At 43.3% G+C, this 16,209-nt stretch carries 16 protein-coding genes; 14 read left to right on the top strand and 2 right to left on the bottom strand.

The annotated features are described in order from the left end of the window. Positions 1-244 precede the first annotated feature (244 nt). Positions 245-1,402 carry a GntR family transcriptional regulator gene (locus ACTQ50_RS11830; RefSeq protein WP_441484377.1) on the bottom strand — a complete coding sequence of 386 codons (1,158 nt, stop codon included), beginning with the start codon at positions 1,400-1,402 and terminating at the stop codon, positions 245-247. A gap of 599 nt (positions 1,403-2,001) precedes the next feature. Between ACTQ50_RS11830 and ACTQ50_RS11825 the strand changes: the two genes are divergently transcribed. The 4 genes from ACTQ50_RS11825 to ACTQ50_RS11810 all read left to right on the top strand — a co-directional run bounded on the left by ACTQ50_RS11825 (position 2,002) and on the right by ACTQ50_RS11810 (position 6,838). Further along, the gene (locus ACTQ50_RS11825) at positions 2,002-2,985 is read left to right on the top strand and encodes an ABC transporter substrate-binding protein (RefSeq protein WP_441484376.1); all 984 of its coding nucleotides are present in this window, start codon (positions 2,002-2,004) and stop codon (positions 2,983-2,985) included. Between the two features lie 258 nt (positions 2,986-3,243). Next, entirely contained in the window at positions 3,244-4,761 is a 1,518-nt protein-coding gene (locus ACTQ50_RS11820) for a sugar ABC transporter ATP-binding protein (protein WP_441484378.1), read from the top strand. Beyond that, positions 4,761-5,822 (top strand): ABC transporter permease, encoded by a 1,062-nt coding sequence (locus ACTQ50_RS11815; protein WP_441484375.1) that lies wholly within the window; start codon positions 4,761-4,763, stop codon positions 5,820-5,822. Before ACTQ50_RS11820 ends, ACTQ50_RS11815 begins: the two co-directional genes overlap by 1 nt. Then, positions 5,819-6,838, top strand: a complete 1,020-nt coding sequence (locus ACTQ50_RS11810; protein ID WP_441484374.1) for an ABC transporter permease subunit — start codon at positions 5,819-5,821, stop codon at positions 6,836-6,838. Before ACTQ50_RS11815 ends, ACTQ50_RS11810 begins: the two co-directional genes overlap by 4 nt. Before the next feature lie 162 nt (positions 6,839-7,000). Here the strand turns inward: ACTQ50_RS11810 and ACTQ50_RS11805 are convergent, their stop codons facing one another. Continuing rightward, positions 7,001-7,552, bottom strand: coding sequence for a prolyl-tRNA synthetase associated domain-containing protein (locus ACTQ50_RS11805; RefSeq protein ID WP_441484373.1), 552 nt, complete (start codon positions 7,550-7,552; stop codon positions 7,001-7,003). Between the two features lie 337 nt (positions 7,553-7,889). Here ACTQ50_RS11805 and ACTQ50_RS11800 point away from each other — a divergent pair, with 337 nt between their 5' ends. From ACTQ50_RS11800 to ACTQ50_RS11755, 10 genes are all read left to right on the top strand, one after another. After that, positions 7,890-8,450: a TetR/AcrR family transcriptional regulator gene (locus ACTQ50_RS11800; RefSeq protein ID WP_441484372.1), complete on the top strand. Its 561-nt coding sequence runs from the start codon at positions 7,890-7,892 to the stop codon at positions 8,448-8,450. A gap of 276 nt (positions 8,451-8,726) precedes the next feature. Next, positions 8,727-10,694, top strand: a complete 1,968-nt coding sequence (locus ACTQ50_RS11795) for an oleate hydratase (protein ID WP_441484371.1) — start codon at positions 8,727-8,729, stop codon at positions 10,692-10,694. Positions 10,695-10,938: 244 nt separating this feature from the next. Continuing rightward, entirely contained in the window at positions 10,939-11,871 is a 933-nt protein-coding gene (locus ACTQ50_RS11790) for an aldo/keto reductase (protein WP_441484370.1), read from the top strand. A gap of 257 nt (positions 11,872-12,128) precedes the next feature. Beyond that, positions 12,129-12,626, top strand: a complete 498-nt coding sequence (locus ACTQ50_RS11785; RefSeq protein ID WP_441484369.1) for a GNAT family N-acetyltransferase — start codon at positions 12,129-12,131, stop codon at positions 12,624-12,626. A 110-nt stretch (positions 12,627-12,736) separates the two neighbouring features. Then, entirely contained in the window at positions 12,737-13,090 is a 354-nt protein-coding gene (locus ACTQ50_RS11780; protein ID WP_441484368.1) for a hypothetical protein, read from the top strand. Positions 13,091-13,109: 19 nt separating this feature from the next. After that, positions 13,110-13,343: a hypothetical protein gene (locus tag ACTQ50_RS11775; RefSeq protein WP_441484367.1), complete on the top strand. Its 234-nt coding sequence runs from the start codon at positions 13,110-13,112 to the stop codon at positions 13,341-13,343. 34 nt (positions 13,344-13,377) lie between these two features. Then, positions 13,378-13,740: a DUF5688 family protein gene (locus ACTQ50_RS11770; protein ID WP_441484366.1), complete on the top strand. Its 363-nt coding sequence runs from the start codon at positions 13,378-13,380 to the stop codon at positions 13,738-13,740. A 284-nt stretch (positions 13,741-14,024) separates the two neighbouring features. Further along, complete coding sequence (locus ACTQ50_RS11765) at positions 14,025-15,023, top strand: Rpn family recombination-promoting nuclease/putative transposase (protein WP_441484365.1); 999 nt, start codon at positions 14,025-14,027, stop codon at positions 15,021-15,023. Between the two features lie 84 nt (positions 15,024-15,107). Next, positions 15,108-15,875 carry a recombinase family protein gene (locus ACTQ50_RS11760; RefSeq protein ID WP_441484364.1) on the top strand — a complete coding sequence of 256 codons (768 nt, stop codon included), beginning with the start codon at positions 15,108-15,110 and terminating at the stop codon, positions 15,873-15,875. A 64-nt stretch (positions 15,876-15,939) separates the two neighbouring features. Then, complete coding sequence (locus ACTQ50_RS11755; protein WP_441484363.1) at positions 15,940-16,113, top strand: helix-turn-helix domain-containing protein; 174 nt, start codon at positions 15,940-15,942, stop codon at positions 16,111-16,113. Positions 16,114-16,209 lie beyond the last annotated feature (96 nt).

Genomic DNA, 16,209 nt, shown 5'->3' with positions numbered 1-16,209 from the left:
GATGTACAGGTTTCTTTTGTCTTGCCATAATAAAAGGCCCTCCTAATGATATTTATTGTATCATAGAAGAACCTTCTAAACATTATTTTACAGAAAAAGTTTCATACTCTCGCGTAATATGTAATCACGTTAAATGGTTGACATAAAACCATATAGGTTCTGATGCGACTGTTTGGCGTATAAATCTACGATACTAGTACATCATAAACTAAGTAACTGCCACATTGACTTAATTTATGATGTACTAGCTATGTAATTTGGGCAACGACAAATGCCATGGGACTTCCTGTGAAGAGACAGGGAGTCCTTTTAATTTGTCTATGATCATCTGGGCCGCCAGAGCACCAGACTGGTGCGCCGGGGGTGTGAGAGTGGTGGCGCGGAGCAGACCGGATGTGGTGAGGTAGCTGGTGTTGAAGGCGGCTAATGCAATTGGTGCCTCATAACTATGGCGGCTGGTATGGTAAGCATTTGCAGTAGGAGCTGTGCTTGGGCGGTGACTTGAAGCGGCTTCGTGTGTGGTTAGTGGCGTTTCTTCCCCAAGAGCCAGCTCTTCCCACAACAGCCAGGAAATAAAATCGTCCTGGCACACGAACGCGGTGCAGTCCGGCGTAACCCGCTCCAGGAATTTCTTCAGGAAGCTGATATCCCGGTTCTGGCGGAAATCATCCAGCTCCTGGGTGGTGTACCAGCAGATATTCCGGTCCGGAACGGTCAGCCCGTGATTTTGCATGGCATCCAGAAATCCCTGATATCGCTTTAATCCCCTCTGTTCGTCCATCCGGAAAATCCCCGCGATAGAAGTATTCCCCCTTTCCACAAGGCTCTGTACCAGAAGCCCTGCACCATACCCATTGTCCTCATAGAGAACAGGAACCTGGGAAAGCTCCGGGTATGCACTTCCCAGAAACAGAACAGAAGTCCCTTTCTGCAGCAGTTTCTGATAAAGTTCTATATTAGGGGAAGGCAGCGAACTTTTTACCGGCTCCACAATAAGCGCCCGCAGTGGACTTTTCAAAAGAAATTGAAGAATCTGCCGTTCCTGGTCTGCATGACTGTGCGTAGGGTAAACCTTACAGGAAAATCCCTCCCCAGCCAGCGTCACACGAATGTCATTTACCAGTGCCGGATATTCATACTGCTGCTCATCTGGAATCAAAATCCCGACCACATTCCGTTCCTCCAGGCTGGAAAGCCCGGTAATGTAAGCTCCGCTTCCCTTAATTCGGCGGATTTCACGTTCTTCCTCCAGAACCGCCAGTGCAGCCCGGACCGTCTGCCGGCTGACGCGGTATCTGGCAGACAGTTCCTGCTCTGTGGGAAGCCTGTTCTCACCTTTCTGAATATATTCTGAGATAATTTCTCTTAGCTGTTCAACCAGCCATTTATATTTGATTGCCATAGGTTTTAGTTCTTCTTTCTTTGGTTAGCTCATTCATGCAATCTGCACGCGCTGCGTTGGGGCATGGTGGTTGTTTTTATTTTGCCTGGATGATTGATTACTTCATAAAATTTTCACATGAATGATTTATGATTCCTCAATAAATCATCCATTTTTTCACTTTTCAAACAAAAAATATTCCACCTTTTTTAAAAGTATCCAACCTTTTTTCCACAGCTTGGACACTTTGCCAAATCGAAAAATATAGAAAAAGGTGTGATATTTTTCACAAAATCATAAGAAAACCAACTTTCCACCCCCATAATCATAAAATATCAAACCTTTTCCTGGTTAAAATCCATTATAATACAAATTTGTCTGCATTTCACCATGAAAACAAACAAATTTGTATTGTTTGAACTGACGAAACCACCAAAAGACGGGAAAATAAGGTTGAAATTTATGTTGATTTTCGCTAAATTATAGACATCAAGAAGAACACAGATCCAAAGAACGGACGGAACGCTAAGACAGCAAACGGATCCGTGTTAAAACGAAAACTTAATAGCAGGCGCGGCCTGCAAAAATATTTTTCTAAAAGAAAGAGAGGAACAATCACTATGAAAAAGAAATTTGCAGTTATGGCACTCGCAGCAGCAACACTCAGCATGATGGCTATGCCGGTTTACGCTGACGATCTGGTAACAGTTGGATACGCACAGGTTGGACATGAGTCAGACTGGCGTACAGCAAACACCCAGAACTATCAGGACGTTTTCTCAGAGGACGCAGGATATAGCCTTGACCTTGTAGACTGCGATAATGACAATGCTGCACAGCTGGAAGCAGTTCGTACATTCATTAGTAAAGATATGGATTACATCGTAATCGCTCCGATCCAGTCAGCTGGTTGGGACACCGTTCTTCAGGAAGCACAGGATGCTGGAATCCCGGTAATCATTGCAGACCGTGAGATCGAAGCAAGCGACGACTTATATGATGCATGGGTTGGAACAAACACAACAAACGAAGGTATCACAGCTGGTAACTGGTTAGCTGAGTACCTTGGCGATAAAGACGCTAACATCCTTGTTATCGAAGGTTCCGTAGGAGCTTCCGCAACACTTGGACGTACAGATGGATTCAATCAGGTAGCTGGAGAGCATGACAACTGGACAATCCTTGATTCTCAGTCCGGTGACTTCACACAGGCTGGTGGACAGGAAGTTATGGAGTCCTTCATCAAATCTTACGAGGGACAGTTCAACGTAGTTATCTGCCAGAACGATAACGAAGCATACGGCGCAATGGACGCAATGGATGCAGCAGGTATCACCTACGGTGTAGATGGCGATGTAACTCTTATCTCCTTCGACGCAACACATGATGGACTTCAGTACACATTAGACGGAAAGATCAACTGTGACGTTGAGTGTAACCCGATCCAGGCTGAGACCGTTAAGGGCGTTATCGAGAAAATGCAGGCTGGCGAAGACTATGAGAAGACAACACTTGTTGAGGATCAGGCATTCGTAGCACCTGGAATCGAGAGCGAATATGCAACAACTATGACAGACGATGTTCTGGCTGGACGTGCTTACTAATTAGAAAAATCAATCGGAAATTGTGAAAACAGCAAAGCTGTGAAACAATCCGTAGACGTCGAAGTTGATTATCAGCAAGCCGCTGAAAATCGATAAAGATGAACTAATAGGGGAGGAAAGTCCCAAGGCGGATTTTCTTCCCCTTAACTGTTTATACGAGGCTATGAGCCAGGGCTCAGAATATATGAGGTCATGGCAAATAACGCGATAACGAGGAGAATGAAAAATGAAGTTGATAACGGGAAGGGAGGAATCGCGTTGGAGGCAGGAGTAGTATTGAAAATGCAGGGAATCTGCATGACATTCCCAGGTGTAAAAGCACTGGAAGGCGTGGATCTGACATTGAAAAAAGGTGAAATCCGCGCGCTGATGGGAGAAAATGGCGCGGGTAAATCCACACTGATCAAGTGCCTGACCGGCGTAAATAAATTTGAGGCTGGAGAGATTTATCTGGAAGGATTTGATCATCCCATCGTAAATAAAGATACCATGGACGCCCAGAAAAAGGGTATTTCCACTGTATATCAGGAAGTAAACCTCTGTCCGAACCTTTCGGTGGCAGAGAATTTGTACATAGGCCGTGAGCCGCTGACAAAGCTTGGAACGGTCAATCGAAAGGCCATGAACCGTCAGGCAGCAGCCCTTATGAAACAGCTGGATCTTGACGTTGATGTAACACGTAATCTTGAAGAATATTCACTGGCATTGCAGCAGATGATCGCAATTGCCCGTGCTGTAGATATGGATTGTAAGGTGCTCATTCTGGATGAGCCAACCTCTTCACTGGATGACCGTGAAGTAGAAAAGCTTTTTACCATGATGCGCAGACTGAAGGAAAAAGGTGTAGGAATCATTTTTGTTACCCATTTCCTGGAGCAGGTTTATGCGGTATGTGACGGAATCACCGTTCTTCGAAATGGACAGCTGGTTGGCGAGTATGAGATCGCAGATCTTCCGCGAGTGAAGCTGGTAGCAGCTATGATGGGAAAAGATTTCGACGATCTTGCTTCTATTAAACCAGAGACCACAGGCGATAAGAGAAAAGAGCCCATGGTTATCGAAGCCCGTGGCTTAAGCCATGCAGGAACCATCAAACCATTTGACCTTGATATCCACAAAGGAGAGGTTATCGGACTTACAGGACTTCTTGGAAGTGGACGAAGCGAGCTGGCACGTACCATTTATGGTGCTGACCGTGCCCAGACCGGTACCTTGAAGGTAAAAGGCCAGGAAGTAAAGGTGAAAAACCCAATTGATGCCATGCATCTTGGCATGGGACTTCTCCCGGATGACCGTAAAGCGGAAGGTATTATCGCAGACCTGTCTGTAAGAGAAAATATCATCCTTGCTGTTCAGGCAAAACAGGGTATCCTGAAAAAGATTCCTATGGCAAAGCAGTGTGAGATCGCAGACAAATACATTGATCTTCTCCAGATCAAATGCGCAAGCCGCGAGACCTTGATCAAACAGCTTTCCGGTGGAAACCAGCAGAAGGTTATCCTTGCAAGATGGCTTGCAACAAACCCGGATTTCCTGATTCTGGACGAGCCTACCCGAGGCATCGATATCGGTACCAAGACAGAGATCCAGAAGCTGGTTCTGAAGCTTGCGGATGAAGGAAAGAGCCTGATCTTTATTTCCTCTGAGATCGAGGAAATGCTCCGTACCTGTAACCGTATGGCAGTTCTCCGTGACGGGCAGAAGGTTGGAGAGATTGATGAGGCAGATATGAACCAGATGAACGTAATGAAAGCAATCGCAGGAGGTGAGCAGTAATGGGTAATTTCAAAAAACTGGCGCAGAAACGTCTGTTCCTTCCGGTTTTCAGTATGATCCTGGTCATGCTGATCAACGTAGTATATGATATTGCAACAGGAAGTGCACCGCTTTCCTTCTTTATGATTTCCATTAAGAATGGTGTACTTTACGGACGTCTCATCGACATCCTGAACCGTGGAAGTGAGATCGCCATCCTGGCAATCGGTATGACACTTGTTGTATCTGCTTCAGGCGGTACGGATATTTCCGTTGGTTCTGTCATGAGTCTTTACGCAGGTGTCTGCTGTATGCTCCTTGCAGGATACGGAAATGTAAATGTGCAGGAGTATGCACATCCGCTGCTGGTTGGTATTGGAGCAGGTCTTCTGGTAACATTGATCTGCGGTATGTTTAACGGTTTCCTGGTTGCCTATATGAATATCCAGCCTATGGTCGCCACCCTGATCCTATGGTCGGCAGGACGTGCGGTAGGTCTTCTTCTTTGCAACAGCCAGATCGTTTACGTACGTGTTCCGTCCTTCCAGAAGCTTGGCGGTTACTGCGGAATCATTCCGACACCGATCATTGTTGCAGCTGTATGTGTAGCAATTGCTTCTTTAGTACTTCGTTACACAGCACTTGGAACCTACATCCAGAGTGTTGGTATTAATAAAAAAGCTTCCCGTATCGCAGGATTTAATTCCGCAAAGATCATCCTGATGTGCTATGCAATCTGCGGTCTTTGTGCAGGTCTTGCAGGTATGGTTGCAACCTCCAGAATTTATTCCGCGGATACCAATAACATCGGTCTGAATATGGAGCTGGATGCGATCCTTTCCGTTGCACTTGGCGGAAACAGTCTTGGCGGCGGTAAGTTCTCCCTGGCTGGTTCCATTATCGGAGCTTACACCATCCAGGCGATTACCACAACCCTGTATGCACTTGGTGTTTCCTCTGCACAGGCGCCGGTATTTAAGGCAATCGTAGTTATCATCATTGTAGTTATTCAGGCTGAGCCAGCCAAAGCCTTCTTTAAGAAGCTGACAAAGAAATCCGGAAAGGAGGCAGCTCGGGCATGAAAAAGAAAAAAATAAACAGCAATAACCTGTTGCTGCTGATCACCATTGTATTATTCTTTGTAATGTATGCTGCAGGATGTATCGTATATGCGGACAAAGGCTTTACCCGTTTCCAGACATTCCTGAACATCCTGATCAACAATGCAGGTCTGATCTGCATTACAGCTGGTATGACTTGCGTCATGCTTACTGGCGGTATTGACATTTCCGTAGGTTCCCTGGTTGCTATGGACTGTATGATCCTGGCAGTTGGAATTGAGCAGTGGGGATGGTCCAGCCCGGTACTTATGCTTCTGCTCCTTGCAATTGGTATTGTATTTGGTATTGTTCAGGGCTTCTGCATTTCCTATCTGGAGATCCAGCCCTTCATTGTAACTATGGCAGGAATGTTCTTTTCCAGAGGTATGACCGCTGTGATCTGTAAAGAGCAGGTAAGTATTGTTTCTGACAAGATCTTTACCACTCTTTCCAGCTTCAAGATTTCCCTTCCTTTCGGGGGATATCTGAACAAAAAGGGTGTTATGCAGTACCCGTACCTTCGTGTTACAGTAGTGGTTGCCCTGATCGTAGTTCTTGCTATTTACCTGATGCTGAAATACACACGCTTCGGCCGCAGCATTTACGCAGTAGGCGGTAACCAGCAGTCCGCAACCCTGATGGGACTTGATGTTAAGAAAACCCAGATGAAAGCTTACATCCTTTCCAGCTTTCTGACCTCTATCGGCGGAATCTGCTACTGCCTGAACACTATGGCAGGTACCACCACCCAGGCAACAGGTCTTGAAATGGATGCCATTTCCTCCGCCGTAATCGGTGGTACACTTCTTACCGGTGGTGTTGGAAACGTGCTTGGATCATTGTTTGGTGTATTGATCAATGGTACAATTTCCACTCTGGTAAAAACCAACGGAAAACTGATCAGCTCCTGGTCCAATATCGTAACAGCAATCCTGCTGTGCTTCTTTATCGTACTTCAGAGTGTGTTTGCACTGGTGAAGGAGAGAAAGAGTAAATAAGAATTGAATAAGGAATGAAATGAGACAGACCAATGCAGGAAATCTGTGTTGGTCTGTTTTTTAGTACTTTTATTAAAAAAAGCCCTGATTTGGAAGCTTAATATGGTTGCTGTGAAAGTAATCCATTTGCTTCACGTATCAGGGCATTTGTCATATAAAATTTTATTCTTCCTGTCCCAGCTTCACAAAAATCGGCTCGTGTTTCATAGCTGGGATAATTTTTTCCATCATGTCTTTCATATCGATTTTCAGACTGGAAGTGTTGATGCAGGGGTGACAGCCGATGTAAGGCTCTTTTAAAAGGTCTTCGTCCATAAGCAGCTGCACATGATTTTCCTTGTCATTCATAAGGCCAAGCACGCTCACAGAGCCTGGGGTGATATCAAGGAACTTTTCCATATAAGTTTCATTTCCGAAAGAAAGTCTGGCGACACCAAGCTGGGAGGATACTTCTTTTGTCTTAAATTTCTTGTCCCCTGGCAGGAGCAGAAGGTAAAAGTTGGTTTCCTGGCGGTTGCAGAGGAAAAGGTTTTTGCAGATCATGGCGCCAAGTAATTTATCTACATCCTGGCAGGCTTCGATGGTCATGAGAGCTTCATGGTCGATTCTCTGGTAAGGTACCTGAAGTTCATCTAGAAAATCATAAGTACGGATCTCTTTTTCCAGTCTTCCTGTGGTATCTGCGGGGCGTCCGTTTTCGAGTTTTAATTCCATAGTGGTCTCCTTTATAATGTGGTATTGCTTATTCCAATTCAGCAACAGGCTTCGCAATGCACAGAAATCATGCTTGCGCATGATTTCGCGCCGAGGTTCTCGGGTTTTCTGTGAGCTTTGCTCACAAAAAACACCTCGCGGAATATTACCTGTGAACAGTAATTGTATTTTTTTTAAGTAAATTTATTATCAACTGGAACTTATTGTAGCATTGTGTTATTATCTTGTAAAGTATGGCAGTGGAGTCCTGTACTTGGCGAAGCCATAAAGATGATAACGTATGACTTTTACAACAGTGCGCTTCGCACTGTATTGAAATCAGGAGGAGTACATCTGAATGAACAATATCACAAAAAACGCCCTGGAAGAATCCCTGAAGAAATTTCTCCTTCAGAAGCCTCTGGACAAGATTACCATCAGTGATCTGACTACAGACTGCGGGATCAGCCGGATGGCATTTTACTATCATTTCAAAGATATTTATGATCTGGTTGAATGGGCTTGCATTGAGGATGCTTCCAGAGCCCTGCAGGGAAAGAAGACTTATGATACCTGGCAGGAAGGAATTGAACAGATATTTGAAGCTGTTCTGGAAAATAAACCGTTTATTTTGAATGTGTATCGTTCCGTGGGCAGGGAACAGGTGGAAAATTATCTGTACAGTCTGACGTACCAATTGATTGAGGGCGTTGTGGAAGAGCAGAGCGAGAATCTGATGGTTACAGAAGAGCAGAAGAAATTTATTGCAGATTTTTACAAATACAGCTTCGTTGGCGTGATGCTGGACTGGATCAAGCGGGGAATGAAGGAAGCACCGGAAGAAATCGCGAATATGATCTGCGTGACCATGCATGGAAATATTGGAAATTCACTGCGGAATATGGAGAAAGAAAAATAATAAACTTTACAAAGTAAGGCGGATGATAAGTTTTTTGTCATCCGTCTTGTTTTGTAAATTGAGGAAAATTATTTTTTGACGTAGAATACACTCAGAAACAGGAAATACTAAATAAAAGGCAGCAGAATTTCGAATCAGTCAAATAAAAGCTTTTTATCTGAAGGTCAGGAAACAAACCTGAGAGAGCTTAGAAGCTGATTCGAAAAGTTAAAACAAGAATAAACACAGACAGCCGGAAATAATGCAACGGCAAATTTCAGAAAGGTGGAAATTTTTATGTCAAAGAAGAAACATTCCGTATTAGGTATGGCAGCACTTGCCGCAGCAGGTGCAGGAGCAGCAGTTCTGGCAAATAAAAGCCGTGAGGAGAAACGGATCACAGAAGCACACGTAGACCCGAATTACCGCAATACAGAGCGTGGTAAAAACGAGAAAAACAGCAAGGGCATTTATTATACAAACGGTAACTACGAAGCATTCGCCCGCCCGGAGAAACCGGAAGGCGTAGATGACAAGCACGCATATCTGGTAGGAAGCGGACTTGCTTCCCTGGCAGCAGCCTGCTTCCTGGTAAGAGACGCACAGATGCCTGGTGACCACATCCATATTCTGGAAGCAATGGACATTGCAGGCGGCGCATGCGACGGTATTTTTGATCCGATGAGAGGATACGTAATGCGAGGCGGCCGTGAGATGGAGAACCACTTCGAATGTCTCTGGGATCTTTTCCACAGCATTCCATCTCTGGAGAAACCAGGTGCATCTGTACTGGATGAATACTACTGGCTGAACAAGCACGACCCGAACTACTCCCTTTGCCGCGCCACTGTAAATCAGGGCAAGGATGCCCACACAGATGGCAAATTCAACCTGAGCCAGAAGGGCTGCATGGAGATCATGAAGCTGTTCTTTACAAAGGATGAGGATCTTTATGACAAGACCATCGAGGATGTATTCGATGACGAGGTTCTGAATTCCACATTCTGGTTATACTGGAGAACCATGTTCGCATTTGAAAACTGGCACAGCGCACTGGAGATGAAGCTTTACATCCAGCGTTTCATCCACCATATCGGCGGACTTCCGGATTTCAGCGCCCTGAAATTCACCAAATACAACCAGTATGAATCCCTGATCCTTCCAATGCAGAAATATCTGGAGGATGCAGGTGTTGATTTCCAGTTCAACACAGAGGTTACCAATGTAATCTTTGATATCCACGATGGCAAAAAAGTGGCAACAGCCATTGAGTGCAAGGTAAAGGGTGTTGAGAAGGGAATTCTTCTTACTGAGAACGATTACGTATTTGTTACCAACGGAAGCTGTACAGAGGGAACTATCTACGGTGACCAGAACCATGCTCCAAACGGAGATGCTGAGGTTCGTACAAGCGGCTGCTGGAGCCTTTGGAAAAATATTGCAAAACAGGATCCGTCCTTCGGACATCCGGAGAAATTCTGCTCTGATATTGCAAAGACAAACTGGGAGTCTGCAACTGTTACCACACTGGATAACAAGATCATTCCTTATATTACAAATATCTGCAAGAGAGATCCAAAGAGCGGCAAGGTTGTTACCGGCGGTATTGTAAGCTGTCAGGATTCCAGTTGGCTGTTAAGCTGGACCATCAATCGTCAGGGTCAGTTCAAGGATCAGGACAAAGATAAGGTTTGCGTATGGGTATATGGTCTTTTCACAGATGTACCTGGCGATTATGTAAAGAAACCGATGAAAGAGTGTACCGGTAAGGAAATTACCGAAGAGTGGCTGTACCACATGGGTGTACCGGCTGATCAGATCGAGGATCTGGCTGAAAACAGCGCAGTCTGCGTACCGACCATGATGCCATACATCACTGCATTCTTCATGCCAAGAGCAAAAGGCGACAGACCGGATGTTATCCCGGATGGCTGCGTGAACTTCGCATTCCTTGGACAGTTCGCTGAGACTCCAAGAGATACTATCTTTACCACAGAATATTCTGTTCGTACCGCAATGGAAGCTGTATACGGACTTATGGGCGTAGACCGTGGTGTTCCGGAAGTATGGGGAAGTGTTTACGACGTACGAGAACTCCTTGATGCCAGCGTAAAACTTATGGATGGCCGTTCACCACTTGAAATCGAGCTTCCTGGCCCGTTGAACCTGGTGAAAAAACCTCTGCTGAAAGCAATCAAGGGAACCTTAGTCGAGAAGGTACTGAGAGACCATGATGTGATTAAGGATTATATGCTGGAGAAATAAGCGGCGGTAAAATTTTATATGTTGAAACGAGCAAAGAGTCGGAGTGATCCGGCTCTTTGTTTTGTACTGCAACAAATGAAATTGAAAAAATTGAAAAACTTTTTAATGGCGAAAAAGCGGAATCTTGCAAGGCTATTAACAGTGTGATAAACTAGAGCGTGTTTGAAAAAGGCTTTCTGCAAAATAAGATGTAATATTGCGATTTCTGGATAATAAGCTGTTTGGCATAAGAGGAGAAAATTGTATGCAGTATATTGAATTTGGAAAAGATAAAGATAAGGTATCTGAAATTGTTATGGGATTGATGAGGATTTCAGAGATGTCCACTGGTGAGGTCTTGGATTTGATTGAGACTGGCCTTGAAGAGGGGATTAATTTTCTGGATCTCGCAGACATTTATGGTGGCGGAAAATCAGAAGAAGTGATAGGAAAAGTGTTTACAGAGAATCCTTCTTTGCGTACTGAATTTTTTATTCAGTCAAAATGCGGAATCCGTTGTGATCCGGATTTTACCTATTTCGATTTTTCCAGAGATTATATTCTGGAGGCTGTAGATGGAATTTTGTCCAGACTTCACACAGATCATCTGGATAGTCTGCTTCTTCATAGACCAGATGCGCTTATGGAACCAGATGAAATTGCAGAGGCTTTTGACCGCCTTTATAAAGCTGGAAAAGTACGGAATTTTGGGGTTAGCAACATGACGCCTATGACGATGGAAATGCTAAGCAGGGAAATACAGTTCCCAATTTGTGCAAACCAGATTCAGCTTAGCTGTGCCGTTACCCAGGTTTTTGACGCTGGTTTTCACATGGATATGCAGTGTGATAAGGGAATCATGCGGGATGGCGGTGGAGTACTGGAATACTGCCGTATGAAAAAAATCCCGGTTCAGGCGTGGTCTTCCCTTCAGTATGGATATTTTCAGGGAACTTTTCTTGGATCTGATAATTATCGGGAATTGAACACTGTGCTCAATAGAATTGCTTCTGAAAAGGTGGTCACTCCTATGGCTGTTGCTCTTGCCTGGATTCTTCGCTACCCTGGAGCAACTCAGGCTGTAATCGGCACTACAAAATCGATTCGTGTCCGTGAAGCAGCAAAAGCAACTGAAGTTAGGTTGAGCAAAAAAGAGTGGTACGAGATATATCTGGCTGCAGGAAATGATCTGCCGTGATGAAATAATTAAAAAAGGATCAGGGAGCACGAATACTTATAGATACAGCTGAAGTAATATCTTTCAGCTGTATTTTTGTGCATAATTATTGTGGACAAATAATAATTGAAATCAATCAAAAAAACAATTGTAAAAAAATACGATTGTTTTTTTGCGTGCTTTTGCATATAATTTTTGCAAAATGATAGTGCCTTTTTAATTAAAGCACCCTCAGTAACAACAAATGAAACGATAAAGTGAAATTGAGGAGAGCCATTATGGAAAACAAAATTATCGTACGAAAATATGCAGAAAAAGATATTCTAGCCATGATCCGCATCTGGAATGAGATTGTGGAAGATGGTGTGGCATTTCCGCAGGAAGAATGTCTGGATGAGAAAACCGGCGCGGAGTTTTTTGCAGCGCAGACTTATACGGCGGTAGCAGAGAACAAAGAGAACGGACAGGTCCTGGGATTATATATTCTTCACCCGAACAATGTAGGCCGCTGCGGACACATCTGCAACGCCAGCTACGCCGTATCTCGCGGTAGCCGCGGACTTCATATTGGAGAAAAGCTGGTAAAAGATTGCGTAGCCCAGGGAAAAGTGCATGGTTTCCGTGTACTGCAGTTTAACGCAGTTGTGGCGAGCAATGTTCATGCAAGACATCTCTATGAGAGAGTTGGATTTCACCAGCTAGGCGTGATCCCAGGGGGATTCAGGCTGAAAAATGGGGAGTATGAGGATATCTGTCCGTATTATATTGAACTATGATAAAAATATAAGTCAATATTATTATTAGATAGTGCGTATGATTGTATGCGATATATAAATTTGGGCTGTTTTGTTATAAAACTAATGTTCTTGCTAAAAGATATAAAATTATGAAAATGGGTTTTCGGTATTTTCGTGATCAGATACTGAAGATGCTGGGAATCGATTACGACTATGTGGATATCGGACCTACAGAGCTTGTGGAATTAACCATTCATTCCATGTTTATGGACTTTACGTTTCTGACGACAAAAGATTTTTATATCCATGTGGAGTTTCAGACCACGGATTCCGGGGAAGATGATCTGAGAAGATTCCATGCATATGAAGCTGTCCTTAACACCATTGATGAGCAGCGGACAAGGCAGGAAAGATACAATAAAAACAGCTATATTACTTGCAAAACAGGATACCAGAGTAACCGCAGAAAAGACCGTGGCGATATTATATACATTGGCGGATAAGTTTTTGCATGGAAGTGATTTGGAAGAGATAAAGGAGGTTGTGGCGATGACGAGATTAGGTCAGATGTTGTACGATGATGGATTAAAAGCTGGAAAAAGTGAAGGAAGAATAGAAGGAAGAATAGAAGGAAGTGATAGAATGGCATCATTAACCAAGAAGCTTTTGGAAGCTGACAGAATGGCTGACTTGCAGCTTGCGTTGGACGATCCTGGATATCGTGAAAAACTGATGAAAGAATATGGAATAAAATAAAGTGAATTAAGCTAAGCGAAGAGTATGTGAAGTATTGAAACTGGTTCAAAATCCAGCTTATGAGGGAGAAGATATTTATGCTTCTGATTATATTCCGGAAAAAGACGCGGTAGGAAACTGTATGAGCACCAGATTAAAAACAAATGGTGCAGTGGCAATCTTTTACCCGGGGGTTGCAAGGACATTCTGTCATAAGCTTGGGGCAGAAGGCTTGTATCTGGCATTTACAAGTGTTCATGAGGTGATGCTCCATGATGAGGAAAGTGTGGAGCCTGAAAATTTGAAAACAATTCTGGAAGAGACAATAGAAGAAGCAACCCCGGAAGAGGATGTGCTTACCAGACATATTTATCACTACGATCTGAAATCAGACCAGATCGAAATGCTAGCGGCATAGTGTTACAAGTGAGTTTCTGGCTGGTGATTTTCGGATGACCGGGATCACCAGCCAGGAATGTAAGATCAAAAAGGTATCAAATCTAACGACCGTCAGATCTGGAATGGTATATACCGTGGCAAAGCTAGTGGAATGGGTTACTTTTGATACTTTTTTTTACAACGTCAGTTTTGATACAGATGTAGTACTGAGGTTTAAAAAATTTTCAGATTTAGGTAATTTCTTTTCGTGGAAATACCGTATGGATTATGATATATTAAGTATAGAAGAAACGGATATAGGAGGTGTCGAAAACCGCTGAGAAAAACAACATAAAACCGGATACCATACTAAAGACATTTTGGCGGGATAATGATCATTTCGCAGATTTATTTAATGCAGCGTTATTTGATGGAGAACAGGTACTGAACCCTGCTGATCTCATGGAAGTAGATACAGATGTTTCCTCCATGGTGAACTTTAACAATCATGCAGAGACGGTTCAGAAAGTCCTGGATGTGGTGAAGAAAACAGCCTATGGAGTGGATTTTGTAATCTGGGGGCTGGAGAACCAGAGTAAAATTCACTATGCAATGCCTTTACGGCATATGATCGGGGATTCCTTTTCATATCTGAAGGAGTACAACGAAATTGCAGCCAGGAACAAGGCTGAGAAAGGGTTTGAGTCTTCTGACGAATTCCTTTCCAACTTAAAGAGGACAGACAGGCTTCATCCAGTGATAAGCCTGTGCGTATATTATGGGGAAAAAGAATGGGACGGCCCGTTCTGTCTGGCAGATATGCTGGAAATCCCAGAGAAACTGAAACCATTGGTATCCGATTATAAAATGAACCTACTTCAGTTAAGGAAAAGCGGATCACTGCGGTTCCATAATCAGGATGTGGACACGGTATTTGATGTAAGCCGTTCCATTTATGAAAAGGATTTTCAGAAGATCAATACTGTGTATAAAGAAAAGGCAATCCCGGCAGAACTCGGAGTCGTGATTGGAGCAATCACAGAATCCCAGAGCCTGATTAACCATGCTTTGCAATCAGAGAAAAAAGGAGGGCAGATTTATATGTGTGGTGCATTAGAGGAATTGGTAAACGAGGGCGTTCAGCGCGGCAGACAGGAAGGAAGAATCGAAGGCCTCCAGGAGGGAATCCAGGAAGGAATCCAGGCTAATATTAGAACTTGTAAAACTTTTAAAATCAGTAAATCAGATACGATTAAGAATGTTGTAAAAGAATTTGCTTTGTCAGAAGATGAGGCAAAAGCTTACGTGGAGAAATATTGGTAGGAACTAAATATAATCAGAAATATGTGAGGGCAGAATCGGTAGAGGGTTCTGCCCTAATTTTGTCTATAGAAAGGAAATGATAAAATGAAAGTCTATGGGTATTGCAGAATTTCTACATTCAAGCAGTCAATGGAGCGGCAGATCAGAAATATTAAGCTGGCATATCCAGATGCGGTTATTGTAAAAGAAACATACACAGGAACGAAAATACAGGGACGGAAAGAATTTGAAAAACTGATCAAAGTTGTTTCTTCTGGTGATACGCTGGTCTTTGATTCGGTATCTCGTATGAGCCGTACTGCACAGGAGGGGTACGGAATGTATGAAGAATTATATAAGCGTGGAGTGTCATTGGTATTTTTAAAAGAGCCGCATATAAATACCAGTACCTATCAACAGGCAATGGAAAACCAGTTATCTGTAAATTTTAAAACAGGCGATCAAGCATCAGAAGAATTACTGGCTGGTATATTCGGCGCACTTAACCGTTATATGCTCAATCTTGCAAGGCGACAGATCCAGCTCGCATTTGAACAGGCAGAGAAAGAGGTTGCAGATTTGCACCAAAGAACACGTGAAGGAATCCAGACCGCGCGGCTTCATGGAAAACAAATCGGGCAGCTTCCCGGAAAGAAGCTTGTTACTAAGAAATCTGTAAAATCGAAGCAGTTGATACAAAAGTACAGCCGGGATTTTGGTGGATCTTTGGGAGATGCAGAGTGTATAAAGCTCATTGGAATCTCAAAAGGCAGTTACTATAAATATAAGAAGGAATTGAAAAACACGGAACCGGGTAATGTTGGGAAAACGCCATTGAACAATGCCAATATAAACCAAGTTAAACCTTCATAAGCTGAAATCAACTGGACAGCTAAAACATTTTTATAATTGTCATAGATTATGTGAGGTGATGAAAATGTTAGATAATATTCCTGATACATTGACATTGGCTGAATTACAGAGTGTCCTTCAGATTGGAAAAAATACTGCATTACGTCTTGTACATAATGATATTATTACAGGACATCGGATTGCGGGAAAGTGGTTGTTCTTGAAGGAGGATGTTGTGGAATTTATAAAGAATAGTTAATTCTATTATACCCTCTTTCCCAGATGAGACAAGTGGAAAAGTAAAAATAAACAATTTGGATTTTGGAAAAAAAGATGGTATCATAAACTGGAAAGC

This window comes from Blautia sp. Sow4_E7, from assembly GCF_052116245.1.
Classification (GTDB): Bacteria; Bacillota; Clostridia; order Lachnospirales; family Lachnospiraceae; genus Blautia_A.
Note: the sequence above shows the minus strand (reverse complement) of the source record. Positions and strands in the feature narration are given on the sequence as shown.